This window comes from Microbacterium sufflavum (assembly GCF_023101165.1).
Lineage (GTDB): Bacteria > Actinomycetota > Actinomycetes > Actinomycetales > Microbacteriaceae > Microbacterium > Microbacterium sufflavum.
Genome location: NZ_CP078076.1, coordinates 1,398,764 through 1,419,893, shown reverse-complemented (window position 1 = coordinate 1,419,893; position 21,130 = coordinate 1,398,764). Strand labels below are relative to the sequence as shown.

19 protein-coding genes are annotated in these 21,130 nt (G+C 72.8%); 5 read left to right on the top strand and 14 right to left on the bottom strand.

Annotated features, from left to right (window positions below; genetic code table 11):
- Positions 1-19 precede the first annotated feature (19 nt).
- From kdpC to KV394_RS07030, 3 genes are read left to right on the top strand one after another with little or no spacing between them, the layout of a single operon-like run.
- Positions 20-625: a potassium-transporting ATPase subunit KdpC gene (gene kdpC, locus KV394_RS07040; protein WP_247982668.1), complete on the top strand. Its 606-nt coding sequence runs from the start codon at positions 20-22 to the stop codon at positions 623-625.
- Complete coding sequence (locus KV394_RS07035) at positions 622-3,177, top strand: ATP-binding protein (RefSeq protein ID WP_247982667.1); 2,556 nt, start codon at positions 622-624, stop codon at positions 3,175-3,177. The genes kdpC and KV394_RS07035 overlap by 4 nt, the downstream gene beginning before the upstream one ends.
- On the top strand, positions 3,174-3,845 hold the full coding sequence (locus KV394_RS07030) for a response regulator (protein ID WP_136032732.1): 672 nt from the start codon (positions 3,174-3,176) through the stop codon (positions 3,843-3,845). Before KV394_RS07035 ends, KV394_RS07030 begins: the two co-directional genes overlap by 4 nt.
- On the opposite strand, the gene KV394_RS07025 is transcribed toward KV394_RS07030, so the two are convergent.
- Positions 3,827-4,645 (bottom strand): tryptophan-rich sensory protein, encoded by an 819-nt coding sequence (locus tag KV394_RS07025; protein ID WP_247982666.1) that lies wholly within the window; start codon positions 4,643-4,645, stop codon positions 3,827-3,829. The two genes, KV394_RS07030 and KV394_RS07025, sit on opposite strands and share 19 nt — an antisense overlap.
- 163 nt (positions 4,646-4,808) lie before the next feature.
- Between KV394_RS07025 and KV394_RS07020 the strand changes: the two genes are divergently transcribed.
- Complete coding sequence (locus KV394_RS07020) at positions 4,809-6,050, top strand: glycosyltransferase family 4 protein (protein WP_136032727.1); 1,242 nt, start codon at positions 4,809-4,811, stop codon at positions 6,048-6,050.
- A gap of 16 nt (positions 6,051-6,066) precedes the next feature.
- Here the strand turns inward: KV394_RS07020 and KV394_RS07015 are convergent, their stop codons facing one another.
- Positions 6,067-6,633, bottom strand: coding sequence for a TetR/AcrR family transcriptional regulator (locus KV394_RS07015; protein WP_247982665.1), 567 nt, complete (start codon positions 6,631-6,633; stop codon positions 6,067-6,069).
- A gap of 96 nt (positions 6,634-6,729) precedes the next feature.
- Here KV394_RS07015 and KV394_RS07010 point away from each other — a divergent pair, with 96 nt between their 5' ends.
- Complete coding sequence (locus KV394_RS07010; protein WP_247982664.1) at positions 6,730-7,572, top strand: alpha/beta fold hydrolase; 843 nt, start codon at positions 6,730-6,732, stop codon at positions 7,570-7,572.
- A gap of 213 nt (positions 7,573-7,785) precedes the next feature.
- Here KV394_RS07010 and KV394_RS07005 read toward each other — a convergent pair whose 3' ends face one another.
- The 12 genes from KV394_RS07005 to KV394_RS06950 form a co-directional block, all read right to left on the bottom strand.
- Positions 7,786-9,873, bottom strand: coding sequence for an iron ABC transporter permease (locus KV394_RS07005; RefSeq protein WP_247982663.1), 2,088 nt, complete (start codon positions 9,871-9,873; stop codon positions 7,786-7,788).
- The gene (locus tag KV394_RS07000) at positions 9,870-10,901 is read right to left on the bottom strand and encodes an ABC transporter substrate-binding protein (protein WP_247982662.1); all 1,032 of its coding nucleotides are present in this window, start codon (positions 10,899-10,901) and stop codon (positions 9,870-9,872) included. Before KV394_RS07000 ends, KV394_RS07005 begins: the two co-directional genes overlap by 4 nt.
- Before the next feature lie 28 nt (positions 10,902-10,929).
- Complete coding sequence (locus tag KV394_RS06995) at positions 10,930-11,769, bottom strand: ABC transporter ATP-binding protein (RefSeq protein ID WP_282187149.1); 840 nt, start codon at positions 11,767-11,769, stop codon at positions 10,930-10,932.
- A 1-nt stretch (position 11,770) separates the two neighbouring features.
- Positions 11,771-12,730, bottom strand: coding sequence for a siderophore-interacting protein (locus tag KV394_RS06990; RefSeq protein WP_136045867.1), 960 nt, complete (start codon positions 12,728-12,730; stop codon positions 11,771-11,773).
- A complete protein-coding gene (locus KV394_RS06985; protein ID WP_247982661.1) occupies positions 12,720-13,520 on the bottom strand; it encodes an ABC transporter ATP-binding protein in 801 nt (266 codons plus the stop codon). The genes KV394_RS06990 and KV394_RS06985 overlap by 11 nt, the downstream gene beginning before the upstream one ends.
- Complete coding sequence (locus tag KV394_RS06980) at positions 13,517-14,590, bottom strand: FecCD family ABC transporter permease (protein WP_136032712.1); 1,074 nt, start codon at positions 14,588-14,590, stop codon at positions 13,517-13,519. The genes KV394_RS06985 and KV394_RS06980 overlap by 4 nt, the downstream gene beginning before the upstream one ends.
- On the bottom strand, positions 14,587-15,630 hold the full coding sequence (locus KV394_RS06975; RefSeq protein ID WP_247982660.1) for a FecCD family ABC transporter permease: 1,044 nt from the start codon (positions 15,628-15,630) through the stop codon (positions 14,587-14,589). Before KV394_RS06975 ends, KV394_RS06980 begins: the two co-directional genes overlap by 4 nt.
- 28 nt (positions 15,631-15,658) lie before the next feature.
- A complete protein-coding gene (locus KV394_RS06970) occupies positions 15,659-16,684 on the bottom strand; it encodes an iron-siderophore ABC transporter substrate-binding protein (protein WP_136032707.1) in 1,026 nt (341 codons plus the stop codon).
- Positions 16,685-16,872: 188 nt separating this feature from the next.
- Positions 16,873-17,076 (bottom strand): cold-shock protein, encoded by a 204-nt coding sequence (locus KV394_RS06965; RefSeq protein WP_025104028.1) that lies wholly within the window; start codon positions 17,074-17,076, stop codon positions 16,873-16,875.
- Between the two features lie 75 nt (positions 17,077-17,151).
- The gene (locus tag KV394_RS06960; RefSeq protein WP_247982659.1) at positions 17,152-20,028 is read right to left on the bottom strand and encodes a helix-turn-helix transcriptional regulator; all 2,877 of its coding nucleotides are present in this window, start codon (positions 20,026-20,028) and stop codon (positions 17,152-17,154) included.
- A gap of 68 nt (positions 20,029-20,096) precedes the next feature.
- Positions 20,097-20,327 carry a hypothetical protein gene (locus KV394_RS06955; protein WP_247982658.1) on the bottom strand — a complete coding sequence of 77 codons (231 nt, stop codon included), beginning with the start codon at positions 20,325-20,327 and terminating at the stop codon, positions 20,097-20,099.
- Between the two features lie 163 nt (positions 20,328-20,490).
- Positions 20,491-21,102: a TetR/AcrR family transcriptional regulator gene (locus tag KV394_RS06950; protein WP_247982657.1), complete on the bottom strand. Its 612-nt coding sequence runs from the start codon at positions 21,100-21,102 to the stop codon at positions 20,491-20,493.
- Between the last annotated feature and the right edge of the window lie 28 nt (positions 21,103-21,130).

Here is a 21,130-nt window from a genome sequence, read left to right as displayed (position 1 = left end):
CTCGCGCGAAAGGCACACCATGTCCTCCACCACCCGCACCACGATGCGCACCGCCGGGGTCGCCGTCCGCGCGATGCTCGTGCTCACCCTCGTCCTCGGCGTCGGCTACACCCTGCTCGTCACCGGCATCGGCCAGCTGCTGCTCCCCGCACAGGCGAACGGCTCGATGCTGCCCGACGACCGCGGCAGCGCCCTGATCGGACAGTCCTTCACCGACGCCGACGGCGAGGCCCTGCCGCAGTACTTCCAGTCGCGCCCGTCCGCGGCGGGCGACGGCTACGACGGCACCGCCTCGGGCGGCAGCAACCTCGGACCGGAGAACCCCGACCTGGTCGCGACGATCGCCGAGCGCACGGCCGAGGTCGCGGAGCGCGAGGGTGTCGACCCGTCCCTGGTGCCCGCCGACGCCGTGACCGCCTCCGGCTCCGGTCTCGACCCGCACATCAGCGTCGCCTATGCCCTGCTGCAGGTGCCGCGGGTGGCCGCCGCGCGCGACCTGCCCGAGGACGAGGTGCGTGCGCTCGTGGAGTCTAGGATTCAAGGGCGGGACCTGGGGTTCCTCGGCGAGGAGCGGATCAACGTCGCCGAACTCAACCTCGCACTGGACGACCGGGAGGGTGAATGAGCGCAGCGCGCACGGATCGCCCGCCGGAGCACCAGCGCCGGGGGCGCCTGCGCGTGCTCCTGGGCGCCGCCCCCGGGGTGGGCAAGACGTTCGAGATGCTCGCGGAGGGGCGGCGCCTCTTCGACGAGGGCCGCGACGTGGTGATCGCGGTCGTGGAGACCCACGGCCGGGCGGCCACCGCGGCCCTCACCGCCGGGCTCCCCGAGGTTCCGCGACGCGTGGACGAGCACCGCGGGGTGGTGCTGACCGAGCTCGACCTGGACGCCGTGCTCGACCGCGCACCGGAGATCGCCCTGGTCGACGAGCTCGCGCACACGAACATCCCCGGCTCGCGCCACCCCAAGCGCTGGCAGGACGTGGAGGAGCTGCTGCGGGCGGGCATCGACGTGGTGACCACGGTCAACGTGCAGCACATCGAGTCGCTGAACGCCGTGGTGGAGAAGATCACCGGCATCGCGCAGCAGGAGACCATCCCGGATGCCGTGGTGCGCGCAGCCGACGAGGTCGAGGTGGTCGACCTCGCCCCGCAGACCCTGCGCGACCGGCTGTCGGCGGGCCTGGTGTATCCCGCGGAGCGGATCGACGCGGCGCTGTCGAACTACTTCCGTCTGGGCAACCTCACCGCGCTGCGCGAACTCGCACTGCTGTGGCTCGCCGACGAGGTCGACAGCGCGCTGCGCAGCTACCGCGCCGAGCAGGGCATCGAAGGCTCCTGGCAGGCGCGCGAGCGGGTGGTCGTCGCGCTGACGGGTGGTCCGGAGGGCGAGACACTGCTGCGCCGCGGAGCCCGCATCGCGGCACGGTCGGCCGGGGGCGAGCTGCTCGCGGTGCACGTGACCGCCCAGGACGGCCTGCGCGGCGAGACCCCGGGCGCCCTGGCTGCTCAGCGCGCGCTCGTGGAGTCGCTCGGCGGTACGTATCACCAGGTGGTCGGCGACGACATCCCCGGCACGCTCGTGGAGTTCGCGCAGGGTGCCGACGCCACGCAGCTCGTGATCGGGGTGAGCCGCCGCGGCCGCCTGACGGCCGCGCTGACCGGACCGGGCATCGGCTCCGAGGTGATCCGGCGTTCGGGCGACATCGACGTGCACATCGTGACCCACGCGGCCGCGGGCGGGCGACTCGCGCTGCCCCGCATCACCGGCGGGGCGCTGGGGTGGCGGCGCCAGGCGCTCGGTTTCGGCGTCGCGCTCGTGTTCGGCCCCCTGCTGTCGTGGCTCATGTTCACCTTCCGCAGCCCGGAGTCGATCACCGCCGAGGTGCTCGCGTATCAGCTGCTCGTGGTCGTGGTGGCGCTGATCGGCGGCATCCGCCCCGCGGTGTTCGCCGCCGTGCTGTCGGGCATCACGCTCGACTTCCTCTTCGTGGCGCCGCTGTTCACGATCACGATCGCGCATCCGCTGCACGCCCTCGCGCTCTCGCTCTACGTGGTCATCGCGATCCTGGTGAGCATCATCGTGGATCAGGCCGCCCGCCGGGCGAGGACGGCGCAGCGCGCGACGGCCGAGGCGGAGCTGCTGGCGGCGGTCGCGGGCAACGTGCTCCGCGGCGACAACGCCGTGCTCGCGCTCGTGAGCCGCACCAGGGAGGCCTTCGGGCTCAGCGGCGTCCGGCTGCTCACGCCCGACGGGCAGGTGCTCGCCAGCGACGGCGAGCCGGTGCCGGACGGCCGCGCCACGACCATCCCCGTGGGGGCGGCCGGCGGCGGGCCCCGCGCCCTGCTGGAGCTGAACGGCGAGCCCCTCGCGGGTCCGGAGCGCCGGCTGCTCGACGCGATCGTGGCGCAGCTCGCCGCGGCGATCGAGCACACCGACCTGCGGGCGACCGCGCGCGAGGCGGAGGCGCTGGCCGAGACCGACCAGGTGCGCAGCGCCCTGCTCTCGGCGGTGAGCCACGACCTGCGCCGGCCCCTGGCGTCGGCGGTCGCGGCGATCGGCGGTCTCCGGACCGCGCAGGGCCTGTCGGCGACCGACCGCGCGGAGCTCCTCGCCACCGCCGACGAGAGCCTCGCGACCCTGTCGACCCTGGTGACCGACCTGCTCGACGTGAGCCGGGTGGAGGCGGGCGTGCTCGCGGTCTCGGCCTCGCGCGTGGACGCGGCCGGTCCCGTGCTCGCGGCGGTCGACGAGCTCGGTCTCGGGCCGTCCGAGGTCGACCTCGCGCTCGACCCCGCCCTGCCCGCGCTGTTCGCCGACCCGGTGCTGCTGCAGCGCGTGCTGGTGAATGTGATCGCGAACGCCCACCGTCACGCCCCCGAGGGCAGCCGGGTGCTGGTCACCACCAGCCGTCTGGGTGAGCGCGCGGAGATCCGCATCGTCGACCGGGGCGCGGGTGTGGCGCCCGAGCGCCGCGACCGCATCTTCCAGCCGTTCCAGCGCTTCGGCGACACCGACAACACGACCGGCCTCGGCCTCGGGCTCGCGCTGTCGCGCGGGTTCACCGAGGGCATGGGCGGTACCCTGACACCCGAGGACACGCCGGGTGGCGGACTCACGATGGTCATCTCCCTGCCGCTCGCCGCAGGGCCTGCCGACACGGAGGGCACGGAGTGAAGCTCCTCATCGCCGACGACGACCCCCAGATGGTGCGGGCGCTGCGCATCACGCTCGCCGCGCACGGCTACGAGGTGGTCGTCGCCGCGGACGGCGCCGCCGCGATCGCCGCCGCGGCGCAGTCGCACCCCGACCTCATCATGCTCGACCTCGGGATGCCGCGGCTCGACGGCATCGAGGTGATCCAGGCGCTGCGGGGGTGGACGACCGTGCCGATCATCGTCGTCTCCGGTCGCACGGGTTCCGCCGACAAGGTCGAGGCGCTCGACGCCGGGGCCGACGACTTCGTCACCAAGCCGTTCCAGGTGGACGAGCTGCTGGCGCGACTGCGGGCGCTCTCCCGCCGCGCGGTGGCCGCCAACGGCGAGTCGGTCGTGGCCTTCGGCGACGTGGTGGTGGATCTGGCGACCAAGACGGTCACCCGCTCCGGTACCCGCGTGCACCTGACGCCGACCGAGTGGCGCATGCTGGAGCACCTGGCACGGCACCCGGGGGCGCTGGTCACCCGGCAGGATCTGCTGAAGGAGATCTGGGGCAGCGCGCAGGTGTCCGATTCCGGCTACCTGCGCCTGTACATGTCGCAGTTGCGCAAGAAGCTCGAGAGCGAGCCCTCCTCGCCCGTGCACCTGCTGACCGAGGCGGGCATGGGCTACCGGCTGGTGCTCTGAGGCGCGAGGGTCGGCGGGGTCACTCGACGCCGGCGCACGACGGCCACGACCCCCACGAGCAACAGGACCGCGGCCACCACGATCGCGGCGATGGCGGTCGGCGTGCTCTGCGGCTCGCCGGTCAGACGACCGACCGCGAGCCAGGCGAGCCCCCACGCGGTGGCGAGGGCGGGCGCGAGACGCCCGGTGAACCACGCGCTCGCGGCACCGATGAGCAGCACCACGGCGAGCACCGCGATGGCCCACACCTCCGCCTGCTGCTCCGCGCTCTCCGGGACGGTCTGCGTGAGCCAGGCGGCGGTGTTGGCGACGGTGGCGATCGTGACCCAGCCGAAGTGGAGCCCGTTGGCGCCGTCGGTGAGCACGCGGTCGACGGCGCTGCGGGCGGGGAATCTTCCCAGCAGCACGATCACACGCGCGAGCACGGCGAGCAGCAGCGCGATCACGAGCACCGTGAGCCACAGCGTGAGGTAGCGGGCGGTCACGAGCCACAGGCCGTTGAGCACCATCGACAGGGCGATCCAGCCGCCGACGGCCTCCTGCCGGGGGTCCTGGCGGCGGGCGGGGAGGGCCTGCCACGCCGTGTAGGCGAGCAGGCCGAGGTAGATGAGCGACCAGATCGAGAACGCCGGTCCGGCGGGCGCGAGATACGAGCCCTGAGCAGACAGCGCACCGTTCTGCAGTTCGTCGACCGAGGTGCCGCCGAACGCGCCGGCACCGATGGCGGCGGCGATCAGCATGAACACGGCCGCCGCGATCACCAGGCTCTGGCGGAGGATGCCTTTCGTCGAAGTCTCCATGCCGGGACTCTAGGGTGACGGCACCGCCGCCGCAGTGCCCTTGACAGCCCCGCCGCCGATCGCTAACCAGGTAAGAGACTTGTGCCACCTCGCGTCATTCACCCGGCGGGTAAGATGTTACGTTTGACAGCACTCTGTTCCGCACGACCTGGGGGTGACCGCCGTGAGGATCGCACTCGTCTGCGACTACGCACTCGACCGCATCGGAGATGCGCAGGCCGTCGTCCTGCGCGAGGCGGAGCTGCTGCGCTCCGCGGGCGACGAGGTGGTGGTCATCGGCGCCGCGCAGCCGGGGAGCGCGCCACGCCCCGTGCCGCCGGGGGAGGCACCGATCCTGATGGCCGCCGCGTGGGTCATCCCGGGCGTCGAGATGCCGGCGATCCGCAACAGTCGTGCCCTGCGAGCGCGGCTGCGGCGCCTGTTCCGGGAGCGGTCGATCGACGTGGTGCACGTGCACTCGGAGTTCGGCCTCACCGCCGCGGCGATCCGGGTGGCCCAGGAGCAGGGCATCCCCGTCGTCCACACGGTGCACACCTTCTTCTGGCAGGGACCGGACCTGCGACGATTCGACCGGGTCGCGGCGGCGGCCGTCCGCGGACTGGCCCGCGTGCTGCGCGGACGGCCTCCTCGCACCGCCCTCGCCGACACCCCGCGCGCGATCGATGCCGCGGTGCGCAGCGTCACGCTCGACGCCGCACTGGAGGCCGACGCCGTGATCTCGCCCTCGGCGCATCAGGCCGAGGCCCTGCGGATCGCCGGGCTGCCGGAGGTGGAGGTGGTGCCGAACCCGATGCCACCGCGCGCGATCCCCGGGGTGCCGCTCCAGGCGGTCGAGCTGCCGCTGCAGGTGCTGTGGGTGGGCCGGCTCACCCTCGAGTCGGGGATCCTGGAGTTCGTGCGCGCGGTGCGACGGGCCGGGGAGGACCTGCCGCCGGGGTCGCTCGTGGCGCGGATCGCGGGAGACGGGCCGCTGTACGCCGAGGCGCGCGAGGTCGCGGGGACCGCGGCGCCAGACGGCGGGAGCAGCATCCAGTTCCTCGGTCGCGTCGAGCCGGAGAGCATCCAGCCCCTGCTGCGCGACTCGCACCTGCTGGCCGTCACGTCGTTCGGGCTCGACCCGCAGCCGGTCGTGGTCGCGGAGGCGTTCCGGGCGGCGCGGAGCGTGCTGTACGTCGACCCTCGGCTGCGGGAGGGCCTGGCCGAGGCGGGGATCCTGTGCGGCTCACCCGATGCGAAGGGCATGGCGGCGATGCTGCGCGAGCTCGTGCATCACCCCGGGATCGTGGTCGAGCGCTCGCTGCGCACCGTGACGGCGTCGCACCCGTTCCAGCCGGAGCAGCACCTGCGGGGCGTGCGCGAGGCCTGGGATACGGCGGCTCGGCGGGCGGCCGACGACGACACCTGACGAGAGGTGCCGAAGCTCAGGCGGTGGCGAACGCCGCGTCGATGAGCACCTCGGCTGCCCGGCGCGCGTGCACCGCCGCCTGGGGGTCGGCCGAGATCGCCGCGGTGCTCTGCGCCCCCTCGGCGAGGATCGAGAGCTGGGCGGCCAGCGTGGCCGGGGCACCGGTGTCCGCGACCAGCGCGGCCATGTACTCCTGGAACGAGGCCTTGTGCGCGCGGACGATGGAGGCGACCTCGGGGTTCGTCCCGCCGAGCTCGCCGAATGCGTTGATGAACGCGCAGCCGCGGAAGCCGTCGCTGCAGAACCAGTCCTCCAGGTAGCCGTAGACGGCGAGCAGCCGCGCGCGGGGCCCGTCGCCCGCGGCGGCGACAGCGGCGGAGAGACCCGACTCCCATTCGGTGTGCCTGCGGGCGAGGACCGCCGAGACGATATCGGTCTTGGCGGGGAAGAGCGAGTAGAGGCGACGCAGCGACACGCCGGCGGCCGTGCGCAGCTCGTCCATGCCGACGGCCGCGTATCCCTTGCGGTAGTAGAGCTCCTCCGCGGCGGAGAGGATGCACTCGCGAGCGTCGTCTTCGGTCATGTGCAGAAGTCTACTTGACATGAGAACGCTCGTTCTCTAGATTGGACACATCGAGCGAGAACGATCGTTCTCACCGGAACCGAAAGGACCAGGATCATGTGCTACATCACCGTCGGGAACGAGAACAGCACCCCGATCGAGCTGTACTACGAGGACCAGGGATCCGGGCAGCCCGTCGTGCTGATCCACGGCTACCCGCTCAACGGACACAGCTGGGAGCGCCAGACGCGTGAGCTGCTCGCCCAGGGCTACCGCGTGATCACGTACGACCGCCGCGGCTTCGGCCAGTCCTCCAAGGTGGGCAGCGGTTACGACTACGACACCTTCGCCGCCGACCTCAACACCGTTCTCGAGACCCTCGACCTGCGCGACGTCGTGCTCGTCGGCTTCTCGATGGGCACCGGCGAGCTCGCCCGCTACGTCGGCCGCTACGGGCACGAGCGCGTCGCCAAGCTCGCCTTCCTCGCCTCGCTCGAGCCGTTCCTCGTGCAGCGCGACGACAACCCCGAGGGCGTGCCGCAGGACGTGTTCGACGGGATCGAGGCCGCCGCCAAGGGCGACCGCTACGCCTGGTTCACCGAGTTCTACAAGAACTTCTACAACCTCGACGAGAACCTCGGCACCCGCATCAGCCAGCAGGTCGTCGACGCCAACTGGAACCTCTCGGTCACCAGCGCCCCGGTCGCCGCCTACGCGGTCGTGCCGACGTGGATCGAGGACTTCCGCGGCGACGTCGAGGCCGTGCGCGCGGCCGGCAAGCCCACGCTCATCCTGCACGGCACGAAGGACAACATCCTGCCGATCGACGCGACCGCCCGCCGCTTCCACCAGGCCGTCCCCGAGGCGACGTACATCGAGGTCGAGGGCGCGCCGCACGGCCTGCTCTGGACCCACGCCGACGAGGTCAACGCCGCCCTGAAGGACTTCCTCGCGAAGTAACCCCTCTCCCCCTCCTCCACCCACCCACCCACCCCGGCTCGGGGATCGAAAACGCACCTCCGGACGCCCCCGGGGGGGCGTTTTCGATCCCGCCACCGACCGAACGCGGGGGGCGGGCGGAGGCGGGATCGAGAACGCACCCCCGAACCGGCCCGGGGGGGCGTTTTCGATCCCGCCACGGGACGAACGGACAGGGCGGGCCGAGGGGCGGGGTCAGGCGTCGCGCGAGCGCCAGAGCAGCCAGACGAAGTACGGGGCGCCGATCAGCGCGACCACCAGGCCGGCCGGGAGCTGCGCGGGCGCGATGACCGTGCGACCGATCGTGTCGGCCACCGCGACCAGCAGCCCGCCCAGCAGCACGGCGACCGGGATCACCCGCGCATGCCGCGCCCCCACCAGCGCCCGGGCGGCGTGCGGCGCCACGAGCCCCACGAAGCCGATCACCCCGATCGCCGTGACGCTCAGCGCGGCGAGCACGGCCGCCACCGCGAGCAGCAGCAGGCGCACCGGCTCCAGCCGGATGCCCACCAGCCGCGGCGTGTCCTCGTCGAGCGACAGGACGTCGAGCTCGCGGCGGCTCGACACCACGAACGGCAGTGCGATGACCAGCACGATCACCAGCGGGAGGATCTGCTCCCACGCGCGACCGTACGTCGTGCCGGACAGCCACGTGTAGATCCGCGGGGTGTCCCACGGGTTCGACCGCAGCAGGAAGAACGTCGTGAGCGAGACCGTGAAGTACGACACCCCGATACCCACGAGCAGGAACCGGTCCGCGCTCAGACCTCCTCGCCACGACAGGAGGTAGACCAGGGCGAATGCGAGCAGCGAGCCCGTCACGGCACCCGCGATCATGCCGCCCGTCGACGCCGCCGCGCTCGTGATCACCAGCACGGCCCCCAGCCCGCCGCCACCGGTGACCCCGAGGATGCTCGGGTCGGCGAGCGGGTTGCGGCTCACCCCCTGGATCAGCGTGCCGGAGAGGGCGAGCGCGCCTCCCGCCACGACCGCGGCCACGACCCGCGGGGCCCGCTCGTCCAGCGCGAACGCGATCGGCGGGGCCGCCCGCCCCTGCAGCCACAGGGCGATGTCGCCCGTCAGCAACCACGTGTGGCCGGCGAGCAGCCCGAGCAGCAGCACCCCGGCCACCCCGAGCGCCACGACCACCAGGGTCACGCGGAAGCGCACGCGGCTGCGCACACCGAAGCGCACGCGCGGCGGCTCGCGGGTGGGGCCGGCGTCGCGCAGCCGTCGGGCCATGAGCACCAGCACGATCGCGCCCAGCAGCGTCGTCGCGACCCCCGTCGGGATGAGGATCGCGGCCTCGGCGCCGATCAGCGCCCGCAGCAGGGCGTCGGCCAGGATCACCACGATCGCGCCGAGCAGCCCCGCGGCCGGGATCAGCAGCAGGCGCCGGTTCAGGCTGGGCACCACGCGGGACAGCAGCCGCGCGAGCACCGGCGCGCACAGTCCGACGAAGCCCATCGGTCCCGCGAGCGTGACCGACACGGCCGTCAGCGTGACCGCGAGGAGGATGCCGATCGCCCGCGTGGAACGGATCGGCACCCCCAGCGACGAGGCCGTGTCGTCGCCGAGCGCCAGGATGTCGAGGCGTCGGGCGAGCACCAGGGCCAGCACGGTGACGACCACCACGACCGGGGCCGCCTGGAGGAACGCGGTCAGCCCGAGCTGCGACAGGCTCCCGCTCCCCCACGCGAGCAGCCCGGTGGTCTCCTCGTCGAACAGGATCAGCAGGGTCGAGGTGCCCGCCTGGAAGGCCAGCGCCAGGGCCGTGCCGGCGAGGATGAGGCGCGTGGTGGACGAGCCGGCACCGCCCGCGAGCCCGAGCACGATCCCGGCCGCCACGAGCCCGCCCGCGAACGCCACCGCCCCGGACGCCCACACGGGCACGGCGATCCCGAACGCGGCGAGCGCCGTGACCGCCAGGTACGCTCCCGCGGTCACCCCCAGCGTGTCGGGCGAGGCGAGCGCGTTGCGGGCGAGCGACTGCAGCAGGATCCCCGCCACGCCCAGGGCGACCCCGACCGCGACGCCCGCGGCCAGGCGCGGGATCCGCGAGCCCCACAGCACGTCGGCCGGGGGCAGCACGGCCCCGCTCGTGCCCTGCGTGAGATGCCAGCCGGCGACCGCGACCAGCAGCACCGCGAGCAGGACGAGCACCCCGACCCCCGTCAGGAGGGCCTTCGGCCCGCGGCCCTCCGCCTCGACGGAGACGGCGGTCGCGCGACGCTCCGGCGCCGCGGGATCCGTCGTGTCGTCGAGGCGGAGGGTCTCGGTCACTTCGAGAGCACCTCGACGAAGCCGTCGACGATCTGCGCGGTCGAGCGGGGGCCGCCGAACGTCCAGATGCCCGCGGGGAACGCGGTCAGGCGGCCGTCGGCCACGGCGGGCAGCGAGGTCCAGGCCGGGTTGTCGGCGAGGGCGTCCATGATGTTCTCCGAGTCGGGGTCTTCCGTACCGGTGTAGAACAGGTTGGCGTCGCCGACCGTGGTCATGCCCTCCACGTCGGTCTGCCCCAGGCCGTACACCGGGTCGACCGTCCCGGTCCAGGCGTTCACGAGTCCGAGCTGCTCGCCGACCTCGCCGACGAGCGAGCCCTGGCCGAACGGCCGCAGGGCGACGTTGCCGCCGTCGACCCAGCCGTCGAAGAACACGAAGTCGCGTGTCGCGAGCTCGCGGTCCGCCAGCTCGGCCTTCGCGTCGTCGAGGTGCTGCTGGAACTCCGCGGTCACGTCGTCGGCGCGCTCCTCACGACCCGTGACCTGCGCGATCAGGTCGAGCGTGTTCAGCATCTTCGCGATGGGGTCCTTCGCATCGGCGCCCACCGTCGCGAGCACCGGCACGTCGTACTCCTCGAGCTGGGCCACGATCGGGTCGTCCGTCCCGCGCACCTCGACGATCACCAGGTCGGGGTCGGTGCCGAACAGGGTCTCCAGGTTCGGCTCCTGCCGCGTGCCCACATCCACGACGTCGTCCGGCAGCTCCTCCGCCGACACCCACGTGGAGTAGCCCTCGGCGTCGGCGACGGCGACCGGGGCCACGCACAGCGTCAGCGCGTCCTCGATCTGCTGCCACTCCAGCACCGCGATGCGCTCGGCCGGCCGGTCGAGCTCGACCGTGCGGCCCAGGTCGTCCGTCACCGAGACGGCACCGGACGAGGTCGAGGTCGCGTCGTCGGCGCAGCCCTCGCTGGTCGAGACGGGCGCTGCGGCGTCCGAGGCGGACGGCGTCTGCGTGGTGCCGCACCCGGCGAGCGCGAGGGTCAGCGCACCACCGAGGGCGAGCACGGCCAGGGGGGTCTTCTTCATCGGGTGTTCCTCCAGGGGTGGGGGTGGATCAGAGTGCGGTGCCGGCGCGATGCCGGGCGTGATGGCGGCCGCGCGGTCGCACGCGCACCTGCCCGGTCTCGTCGTCGACGACGGTGTCGATGCGCAGCCCGTAGACCTCCGACAGGTTCTCGCCCGTGAGCACCTCGACGGGGGTCCCGGCGGCGTGCACGCGCCCGCGGTGCAGCAGCACCACGTCGTCGGCCACCGAGGCCGCGTGGTCGAGGTCGTGCAGCACCACGCCGAGGGCGGTGCCGTGGTCGTCGGCGAGCTCGCGCACCAGGTCGAGCGTCTCCACCTGGTAACGCAGGTCGAGGTGGTTGGTCGGCTCGTCGAGCAGCAGCACCCCGGTGTCCTGGGCCAGCGCGGTCGCCAGCCACACGCGCTGCAGCTCTCCGCCCGACAACTGGTCGACCGGGCGGGCGGCCATGTCGGACAGCCCGGTGAGCGCGAGCGCGCGGGCCACGGCTGCCCGGTCGGCCTCGGTGATGCCGGCGAAGCGACCGCGGTGGGGGTGCCGCCCATACGCGACCACGTCGGACACCTCGATGCCGGACGGGTGGGGACGCGACTGCGACAGCATCGCCACGGTCTTCGCGAACTCCTTCGCCGACAGGGCGGCCGCATCCCGCGGCTCGTCCCCGCCGACGCGCACCGTGCCGCCGTCGATGCGGTGCAGGCGGGCGAGGGCGCGCAGCACGGTCGACTTGCCGCTGCCGTTCGGGCCGATCAGCGCCGTCACCCGCCCGGGGGCGAGGCGCAGCGACACGTCGTGCACCACGCGGGAGCGGCCGTAGCCGAGCACCAGGGAGTCGCCCTGCAGGGCGGGCCGCCCGTCGGTCGCGGTCACGTCAGCCCCGCATCGCCACGCCACGGCGCCAGTAGCCCATGAACGCGACCTGGCGGCGGTCGATGCCGAGGTCCTTCACCAGGTGCCGGCGCAGGGTCGTGACCACGCCGCTCTCCCCCGCGATCCAGAAGTAGCGCTCCACCGGGGTCGCGGTCGCGGGGTCGATGTCCTCGCCGAGACCCGAGTACTCCGGCGTCTCCCACAGCAGGTCTTCCGTCTCGACGTCCTTCACCCGGATCTCGTCGGTCGCGTCGGCGTCTCCGAGGTAGCCGAGCACCGCGGGGATGAGCCGGAGGCCGTGCGGCTCGCCCACGTCGCGGGGCAGCCAGTGCACCTCCACCCCGGCGGGCGGGTCGATGCGCAGCACGTCGGCCGGCGACGGCACCTCGATGAACGCGACGCCGCGGAGGTCGCGCGGCGCGTCCTCCAGGATGCGGGCGATCGCGGGGGCGGCCGTCTCGTCGCCCGCCAGCACCACGGAGTCGGCGCGACCGGGGCGGTACTCGGCACCGCCGTGCGGAACGACCCCGCGCCGCGGACCGACGAGCCACAGCTCCTGCCCCACGGCGGCCGCGCTCGCCCACCGCGATGCCGGCCCGGTGAGCCCCGGCTCCAGGTGCAGCACGAAGTCCACGTCCACCTCGGTCGTGTCGTCGGCGGCCACCCGCAGCTCGCGCACCGAGTACGTGCGCATCGCGCCGCGCTCGGCCTCCGGCACCGCGAGGTAGGAGCCCCACCAGTCGTCCGTGGAGCGGTCGATCTCGGGCAGCACCCCGGACGCGGGCGGGAACACGAGCTTGATGCGACTGTCGAACACCGCGCCGGGGGTGCCCAGTTCACGCAGGTCGTCCCCGCCGAGGGTCACCCGCACGAACGAGGGCGACACGCGTTCCACGGCGCGCACCTCGGCGCGGGTGAGGAGGTAGGTCGGGCGTTCGGTCGTGGTCGTCTCAGCGGACATGATGCCTTCCGATGGGGGTGACCATCGGCTTCCCGGAGACCGGGTCGACGGTGATCTGGTTGGGCAGCCCGAAGACCTCTTCCACGAGCTCGGCGGTCACCACGTCCTGCGGCGACCCCGTGGCGTGCACGCGGCCGTCCTTCATGGCGACGAGCTCGTCGGCGTAGCGGGCGGCGAGGTTGAGGTCGTGCAGCACCATCACGATCGTGGTGCCACGGGCGACGCTCAGGTCGGTGAGCAGGTCGAGAACCTCGACCTGGTGGGCGACGTCGAGGAACGTGGTCGGCTCGTCGAGCAGCAGGATGTCGGTCTCCTGCGCGAGGGCCATCGCGATCCACACGCGCTGACGCTGTCCGCCGGAGAGCTCGTCGATGCTGCGGTCGGCGAGGTCGCTGATGCCCGTGGCGTCGAGCGCATCGGCGACGACCTCGTAGTCGTGCGCGCTCCAGCGCGACAGCGCCCGCTGGTGCGGGTGGCGTCCGCGCCCGACGAGGTCGGCCACCGCGATGCCCTCCGGGGCCACGGGCGACTGCGGGAGCAGCCCGAGGATGCGCGCGACCTCCCTGGTCGGGCGGGTGTGCACGGACGTGCCGTCGAGCACCACCTGGCCGGCCACGGGCGACAGCAGCCGGGCGAGGGCGCGCAGCAGGGTGGACTTGCCGCAGCCGTTCGCGCCGACGATGGTCGTGATCTTGCCCGGGGCGATCTGCAGGTCGAGCCCCTCGACCACGGTGCGGTCGCCGTAGGAGAGCGTCACGCTCTCGGCGGACAGGGTGTGGGCGGCGGTCACAGGGAGCCTCCGGTGCGGTTGGTGCGGATGAGGAGGTAGATCAGGTACGGCGCGCCCACGACCCCGGTGACGACGCCGACGGGGTAGCGCGTGCCGAGCGCGAACTGGCCGATGAGGTCGCCCGCCAGCACCAGCACCGCGCCGACGAGACCGCTGGGCAGCAGCAGGGTCGCGCCCGGTCCGGTGAGCCGGGCGGCGATCGGTCCCGCCATGAAGGCGACGAACGCGATGGGGCCGGTGGCGGCGGTCGCGACGGCGAGCAGCGCGACGGCACCGAGGATGAACACCACGCGGGTGACGCCGACGCGCACGCCGAGGCCGGCCGCGGAGTCGTCGCCCAGCTGGAGCGCGCCCAGGGCCCGCCCCTGCGTCAGCAGCAGCGGCACCAGCACGACCGCGGCGATCGCCATCGGCAGCACCCGCTCCCACGAGGCGTTGTTGAGGCTGCCGGTGATCCACTGCATGGCGGTCTGGATGTCCCAGTTCGCGGCGCGGGAGAGCAGGTAGGCGATGACGCTCTGCAGCATCGCCGCGACCCCGATCCCGATCAGGATCAGTCGGGCGCCGGCGAAGCCGCCCTTGATCGCGAGCAGGTAGATCGCGAGCGCGGTGACGAGGGCGCCGGCGAGTGCGAGCAGCGACACCATCGGGCCGTTGAGCGAGAGCACGACGATCCCGAAGACCGCGGCCGCCCCGGCGCCGTGCGAGATCCCGATGATGTCGGGGGAGGCGAGCGGGTTGCGCAGCATGGTCTGGAAGGTGACGCCGGCCATGCCGAACGCGAGCCCCGCGAGGATGGCGAGGATCGCCCGCGGCAGCCGCAGGTCGCCCACGGTGAACGACGCCCCCGGCACGGTCTCGCCCAGGATCACGCGGATCACCTCGTCGAGCGGATAGAACGTGTTGCCCACCATGAGCGCGACCGTGAACAGGGCGAGCACGACCACGGCCAGCGCGACCGTGACGAGCGCGTGCCGGCGGTGACGGGCCCGGCGTCCGGCGATGACCCTGGCCGTGCGGGCGGCCGCGGACTCCTCCGCGCGGACGAGCGTGTGCTCCGTGGCGCTCACAGCTCCCTCACCCTCTGTCGGCGGACGATCCAGATGAAGAACGGCGCCCCGATGATCGCGGTGATGATGCCGACCTGGATCTCGTCCGACGACGGCGAGATCACCCGGCCGACGATGTCGCTCGCGGTCAGCAGGGCCGCTCCCGCGAGGGCCGAGAAGGGCAGCAGCCAGCGGTGGTCGGTGCCCACGAGCAGGCGGCACAGGTGCGGCACGATGAGCCCGACGAAGCCGATGGGCCCGGCGATCGCGGTCGCGGCTCCGGCCAGGATCACCGAGCCGAGCGCCGAGACCGCGCGCGTACGCGCCACGTGCTCGCCGAGCCCCGTGGCCATGTCGTCGCCGAGTGCGAGGGAGTTCATGCCGCGGGCGGTCACGAAGCACAGCAGCGCGCCGACCGTGAGCACGGGGGCGGTGATCGCAATGCGCGGCCACTCGGCTCCCCCGACCCCGCCGATCTGCCACGACTGGAAGGTCTGCAGCAGATCGACCCGCGGCAGCATGACCGCGCTGATGAGCGAGGCGAACGCGGCCGAGGTCGCCGCGCCCGCCAGGGCGAGCTTGAGCGGGGTGGCGCCGCCGCGGCCGAGCGACCCGACGGCGTAGACGAACACCGCGGCGGCCGCGGCGCCGGCGATCGCGAACGCCATCTGGCCGTACGGGTTGCTCAGCCCGAAGAACGCGATGCCGAGCACGACCGCGAACGACGCCCCGTTCGAGATGCCGAGGATGCCGGGCTCGGCGATGGGGTTGCGGGTCACGGCCTGCATGGTCGCCCCGGCAAGCGCGAGCGCGGCGCCCACGAGCAGCGCGAGCACCGTGCGCGGGAGGCGCTTGACCACCGCGGCCTGCCCGATCGTGTCGGACTGTCCGCCCAGGGCGGCGAGGATGTCGTCGAGGGAGACCGCGCGTGCCCCGAACGACACCGAGAGCACCGCCAGCACCAGCAGCACCACGACCCCGGCGCACAGCCAGAGGGTGCGCGCCAGCACCGGGCGCCGCAGGGCGGCGGCGTCCGGTGCGAGCACGGGTGCGGAGATCACGGTGACTCTCGGCGGTGGTGCGACGCGGTTACGGCGCGAGCGGTGCGGCCAGGATCGCCAGGTAGTCGTCGAGGCCCCACGGGATGGACAGCGGCGACGGGTTCGCCGAGGCGGCGATGGGCGTGGCGTTGGGCAGGATCGCGACGCGGCCCTCGGCGATCGCGGGGATCTTCGACAGCAGCGGGTCGGCCTGCAGCGTGGCGAGGGTCGTGTCGTCGCCGTAGGTGACCAGCACGTCGACGTCGTCGAACTTCTGCGCCTCCTCGGCGCTCACCTCGAGGTTGAACTTGTCGCTGCCCACGCTCTCCTCCACGATCGCGGGGAACGGCAGGCCGAGGGAGTGGAGGTACCCGGGGCGCGTGTCCGCGGCCGTGTAGTAGCCGATGGTGCTGAGGTCGCTCGGGTCGAAGTAGGCGAACAGCACCTTCTTGTCCTTCAGCACGCTGTGGGCCTCGAGCGCGGTGTCGGCGTCGGCGTGCAGCTCATCGATCAGTGCCTCACCCTCGTCCTTCAGCCCGAGCGCGGTGGCGTTCATCTCGATCATGTCGTCGACCGATGTGCCCCACTGGACCTCGGGGTAGGCCACGACCGGCGCGATCTTGGAGAGCGTGTCGTACTCCTCCTGCGTCAGGCCGGAGTAGGCCGCGAGGATCACGTCGGGCTCGGTGTCGGCCACGGCCTCGTAGTCGATGCCGTCGGTCTCGTCGAACAGCGCCGGGGTGTCGCCGCCGAGCTCGTCGAGCTTCTCCTCGACCCAGGGGAGGATGCCGTTGTCGTCGTCGTCTCCCCAGGTGGCCTTGCTCATGCCGACCGGGACGATGCCGAGCGCGAGCGGGACCTCGTGGTTGGCCCAGGCGACCGTGGCCACGCGCTCGGGCTTCTCGGTGATCGTGGTCTCGCCGAAGGCGTGCTCGATCGTGACGGGGAACGCGTCGTCGGAGGCGGGGTTGCCGCCCGAGGAGGAGGTCGACTCGGGGGCCGAGGACGAGCAGGCGGCGAGCGACACGGCGAGCGCGGCGGCCGCGCCGATGGCGAGCAGGCGAGAGATGCGCACAGGCGTTCCCTTCGGGATGGGAGGAGGGGTGGCGGCACGAGAACGCGCCCGGCCTTTGGTAAGCCTCGCCTAATCTAACCCGAAGTTAGGTCATCCTCAATTCGAGGACACCGCACGGAGGTCCGGAGGGATGCGAAAAGCCGGTCGGATCCGATGGATCCGACCGGCTTCAGGAAGTCAGCGCACGCTCAGAGAGCGCGGATGTTCGCCGCCTGCATGCCCTTGGGGCCACGCTCAGCGTCGAATTCGACCTTCTGGTTCTCGCGGAGCTCCTTGAAACCGGAGCCGGCGATAGCCGAGTAGTGGGCGAAGAGGTCTTCCGTGCCGTCATCAGGAGCGATGAAGCCGAAGCCCTTCTCCGCGTTGAACCATTTCACAGTGCCAGTGGCCATGTGTTTTCTACTTTCTGTTAAGCCGGCCGCTGACGCGGCCTGCACCGCACCGGAAGATCCGACACGCGTGCTCGGTCACGCTACCACGGCGGACCTGCCCGACGTCGGGTCGAGGGCCTGCCGTGTGAGCGCCGCCTCCGTGCGCGTGCTGACCCCGAGCTTGCGCAGCACCGCCGACACGTGCACGCTCACCGTCTTCACGCTGATGAACAGGCGCTCACCGATCTGACGGTTGCTGAGCCCCTCCGCGATGAGGTCGAGCACCTGCTGCTCCCTGGCGGTCAGCAGTTCCGCGTCGGCGGGCGCTGCTCCGGCACGCAGGCCCGCGGCGTCGGCGAACCGTGCGATGGCGGCCCGCAGCGGGGCGTGGTCCCACTCCTCCGCGAGCGCGGCGGCCTCGGCGACCACGGCGGAGGCGGCCGCGCGCTCGCCCTCTCGCACGTGCACCTGCGCGCGCTCCAGGCGGAGCACCGCGCGGAAGGTCACCGGCACGTCGTCGCCGTCAGCGCGGCGCAGCGCCTCCTCCACCTTCTCCGGTCGCGGGTCGAGCAGGGCATCGAGAATCAGCCCCCAGGCGTCGTGCTGCAGCTGGTCGGGCTGCGCCAGCCAGGCGTCGCGGATCGTGGCCGAGGCCGCCTCGACGTCGACCCCCCGGGACCGCAGCTCCGCGATGATCGCCCCGCCCTCCAGCAGCAGCCGACGCTGATGCAGCAGCGCCGGCTTCTCGTCGTGCACCATCGCGAGGATCGCGTCGAGCGCACCCGTGAGGTCGCCCTCGCTCTGCGCCACCGCGACCGTCATCGTCACGAGGTCGTACCAGATCTGGCGTTCCGAGCCGCCGGTCTCCTCGAACGCCGGCCGCCACTCGCGCAGCATCTCCGCCGCCTCGGTCGACCGGCCGCGCCACGCCAGCACCCGCACGCGCGTCATGCTCATGTACATGCGGAACACCCGCAGCGTGCCCTGCACGAAATCGCGCGACAGCATCTCCTCGACGCGGTCGATCTCGCCGAGCTCGAGCAGCGGGACGATCATGTTCTGCGCCATGATCGTGCCCGACGTGCGCTCGACGCGCAGCTCCCGCGCCCGGCGCAGCCCCGCTTCGGCCACCGCGACCGCCTCCCGGTACCGGCCGAGCAGCGTCAACAGGTCGGAGTAGTTCACGCGGTAGCGCATCTCGGCGGTCGAGCCGTCTGCCAGCACCCTGGCCCGTTCGAACTCCCGCACGCCCGCCTCGACGGCGCCGAGGTGCGCCAGTGAGCCGCCGCGCATGTTCGCTGCGATCGACTGCTGGTCGCGCGACCCCGCGGCCGCGGCCCGGCGCTCGGCCTCGTCGGCGAGCCGGATCGCATCCTCCCGGTCGCCCGCGATCATCAGGCGACCGGCGAGCTGGTTGAGCAGCTCGGCGCGGAACGCCTCATCGGGCACGTGCTCCTCTGCGATGGCCAGCGCCTCGCGGAGCAGCGGCACGGCCCCGAGCCGCCCCAGGTTCACCAGGAACAGCGCCTTGTTGCGCAGCAGACGGGCGTGCAGTCGCGGGTCGACCGTCGTCGCATCGACCTCGGCGAGCGCGACGTTGGCCACCGCGAGAGCGCGCTCCCCGTCGCCCGCGTTGCGCAGCACCGACCCGAGCACGTGCAGCAGTTCCGGGCGCTCGAACCCCGTCGCGGCGGCGGCGTCGGGCACGAGCGGCCACAGCTCGAGCACGAGCTCGCCGAAGCGCGCAGCACTCGCGAAGGCATACTGCGCCTTGGCCTGCCGCATGGCCTCGGCGGCGGCCGTGATCGCGCGACGGTCGTCTTGCGCGAGCTGCCAGTGATACGCGAGCGCGGCGGCATCGCCCCGGTCGGCGGCCCCCTCGCTCTGCTCCTCCAGCGCCTCGGCGTAGGCGCGGTGCAGGCGGGCGCGCTCCCCCGGGAGCAGATCGTCGTGCACGGCCTCGCGCAGCAGCGCGTGCCGGAACCGGTAGTCGTCGTCTTCCACCACGATGATGCCGCTGCGGGCGGCCTCGCGCAGGGCCTCGTCGAGACGTTCCTCGGGCAGCCCGGCCAGGCGCGTGACGAGCGGGTGGCTCAGGGGACGCTCGGCGCCGGAGATGACCCGCACCACACGCCCTGCGTCGTCGCCGAGACGGTCGAAGCGTGCCAGCAGCAGGTCGCGCAGGCTGTCCGGCAGCGGGCCCTGGGAGCACCCGGCGATCTCCTCCACGAAGAACGGCACGCCCTCGGCGCGCACCTGCAGCCGCTCGAGCGCGGACGGCGACGGCGCGCGCCCGGTGATCTGCTCGACCAGCTCGCGGACGGCCTCGTCTTCCAGACGCGACACCGTCAGCCGCTCCAGCAGCCGCGCCCTCGTGGCCTCGCCGATGAAACGGCTCACCGCGTCGCCGCGACGCACGTCGTCGGTGCGGCAGGTGATGAGCAGCAGGATGCGACCGCGGTTCCACGCCCGCAGCAGGAACGACAGGATGGCCAGGGTCGAGTCGTCGGCCCAGTGCAGATCTTCCACCACGAGCACCTGCGGCGACTCCTCCGCCGCGGCCTCGACCAGTGACGCCACGGCGTCGCGCAGACGCTCCGGGCTCGTGCGCTCGCGGTCGGCGGGGGCGTCGACGAGCTCGGGCAGCAGCATACCGAGCGCCTCGATGCCCACGCCGACGACCGCTCGCACGCGCTCGACGCCCATCCGCGCCACGATCGACCGGAGGATGCCGGTGAGAGGGCCGAACGGCATGCGCGACGCGCCCAGGTCGAGGCACCATCCGACATGCACGTCGGCGACGTTCGCGACCTCGGCGCCGAACTCGCGCGCCAGGCGGGACTTGCCGATCCCGGCCTCGCCCTCCACCAGCACGGCCGCGGGCACGCCGTCGCGCGCTCCGTCGAACAGACGGCGCACCTCGGCGAGCTCGGCGTCTCGCCCGACCATCGCGGCGCTGGGGGCTGGGGCCATGCCTCCATCGTCCCACCCACCGCCGACATCGGGGTCGCGGTGCGGGAACGGCAGCAGGACCGCGTCGGTCACCGGGCGACCGCGGGCTCGCACGGCCGGCACTCGCGCTCCGCGACAGCCGCGCGCGAGACGACCCCGCGCTGCACGAGGCGACGCAGCAGCCGCCGCACGGGCCCGTCCGCCCGCGGCACGATCTGGTCCGCGTGCTCGATCAGGCGGCGGCGCTGCTCGACGGCCGTCGCGATGCGCTCCTGCTCGTGAGCGGTCACCTGCTGGGTCAGATAGGGGTGCTCGAACATGATCTCTCCTCGGCGGTTCGGTGTATCCCTACACTCCGCTCTGAGGCCCCACCGCCACATCGGACGGATGCCCTATCTTCCGCGCGCCCCGGCGCGACACCCGCCTAGGGAGTGGCGACGACGGAGGCGGTCCGCGCGACGGGCATGCCGTCGAAGGGAGAACTCATGCGGCGGGCGGCCCGCTCATGACCGCGTGGACGGCGAGACGCAGGGTCTCCTTCTCGGCATCGACGCGCACCGTCTCGGAGGGCAGCGCGCGTTCGGTCGCGATGCCCGACGTCACGGTGGCGAGGAACCGCGCGCGCTCCTCGATCCCACCCGCAGCGATCGCACCCTCGTCGACCAGGGTCGTCAGCCACTGCTCGATGCGGTGGCGCCCCATCCGTTCGAGCGCGAGGTAGGTCGCGGCTTGGTCCTCGGAGGGAGGCGTGGCGACGTACGCCTCGTAGAGCGCTCCCCACTGTTGCCTGGCGCGTTCGCCCACGCCCACGTGGGAGAGAAGCAACTGCAGGCACGCGGTCAGGCGCTCTTCGGGCGTGAGGGAGCGATCGTCGATGGGGTCGTCGGGAATCTCCAGGTCGTACATCCCCGCGACCACCGTCTCGATGAGTTCCCGCTGGGTGGGGAAGAAGTGCCGCAGCGAGCCGGTGCTCACCTGGGCACGCGCGGCCACGCCCCGCACGCTCAGTCGAGCCGTGGGGTTCTCGCCGAGCATCGTCGCCGCCGCGATGAGGATCTTCGAGCGGGTCCCCGGCTCCTTCGATTCAGCGCCCATGCCCGCCTTCCGCAAACCATCGATCTAT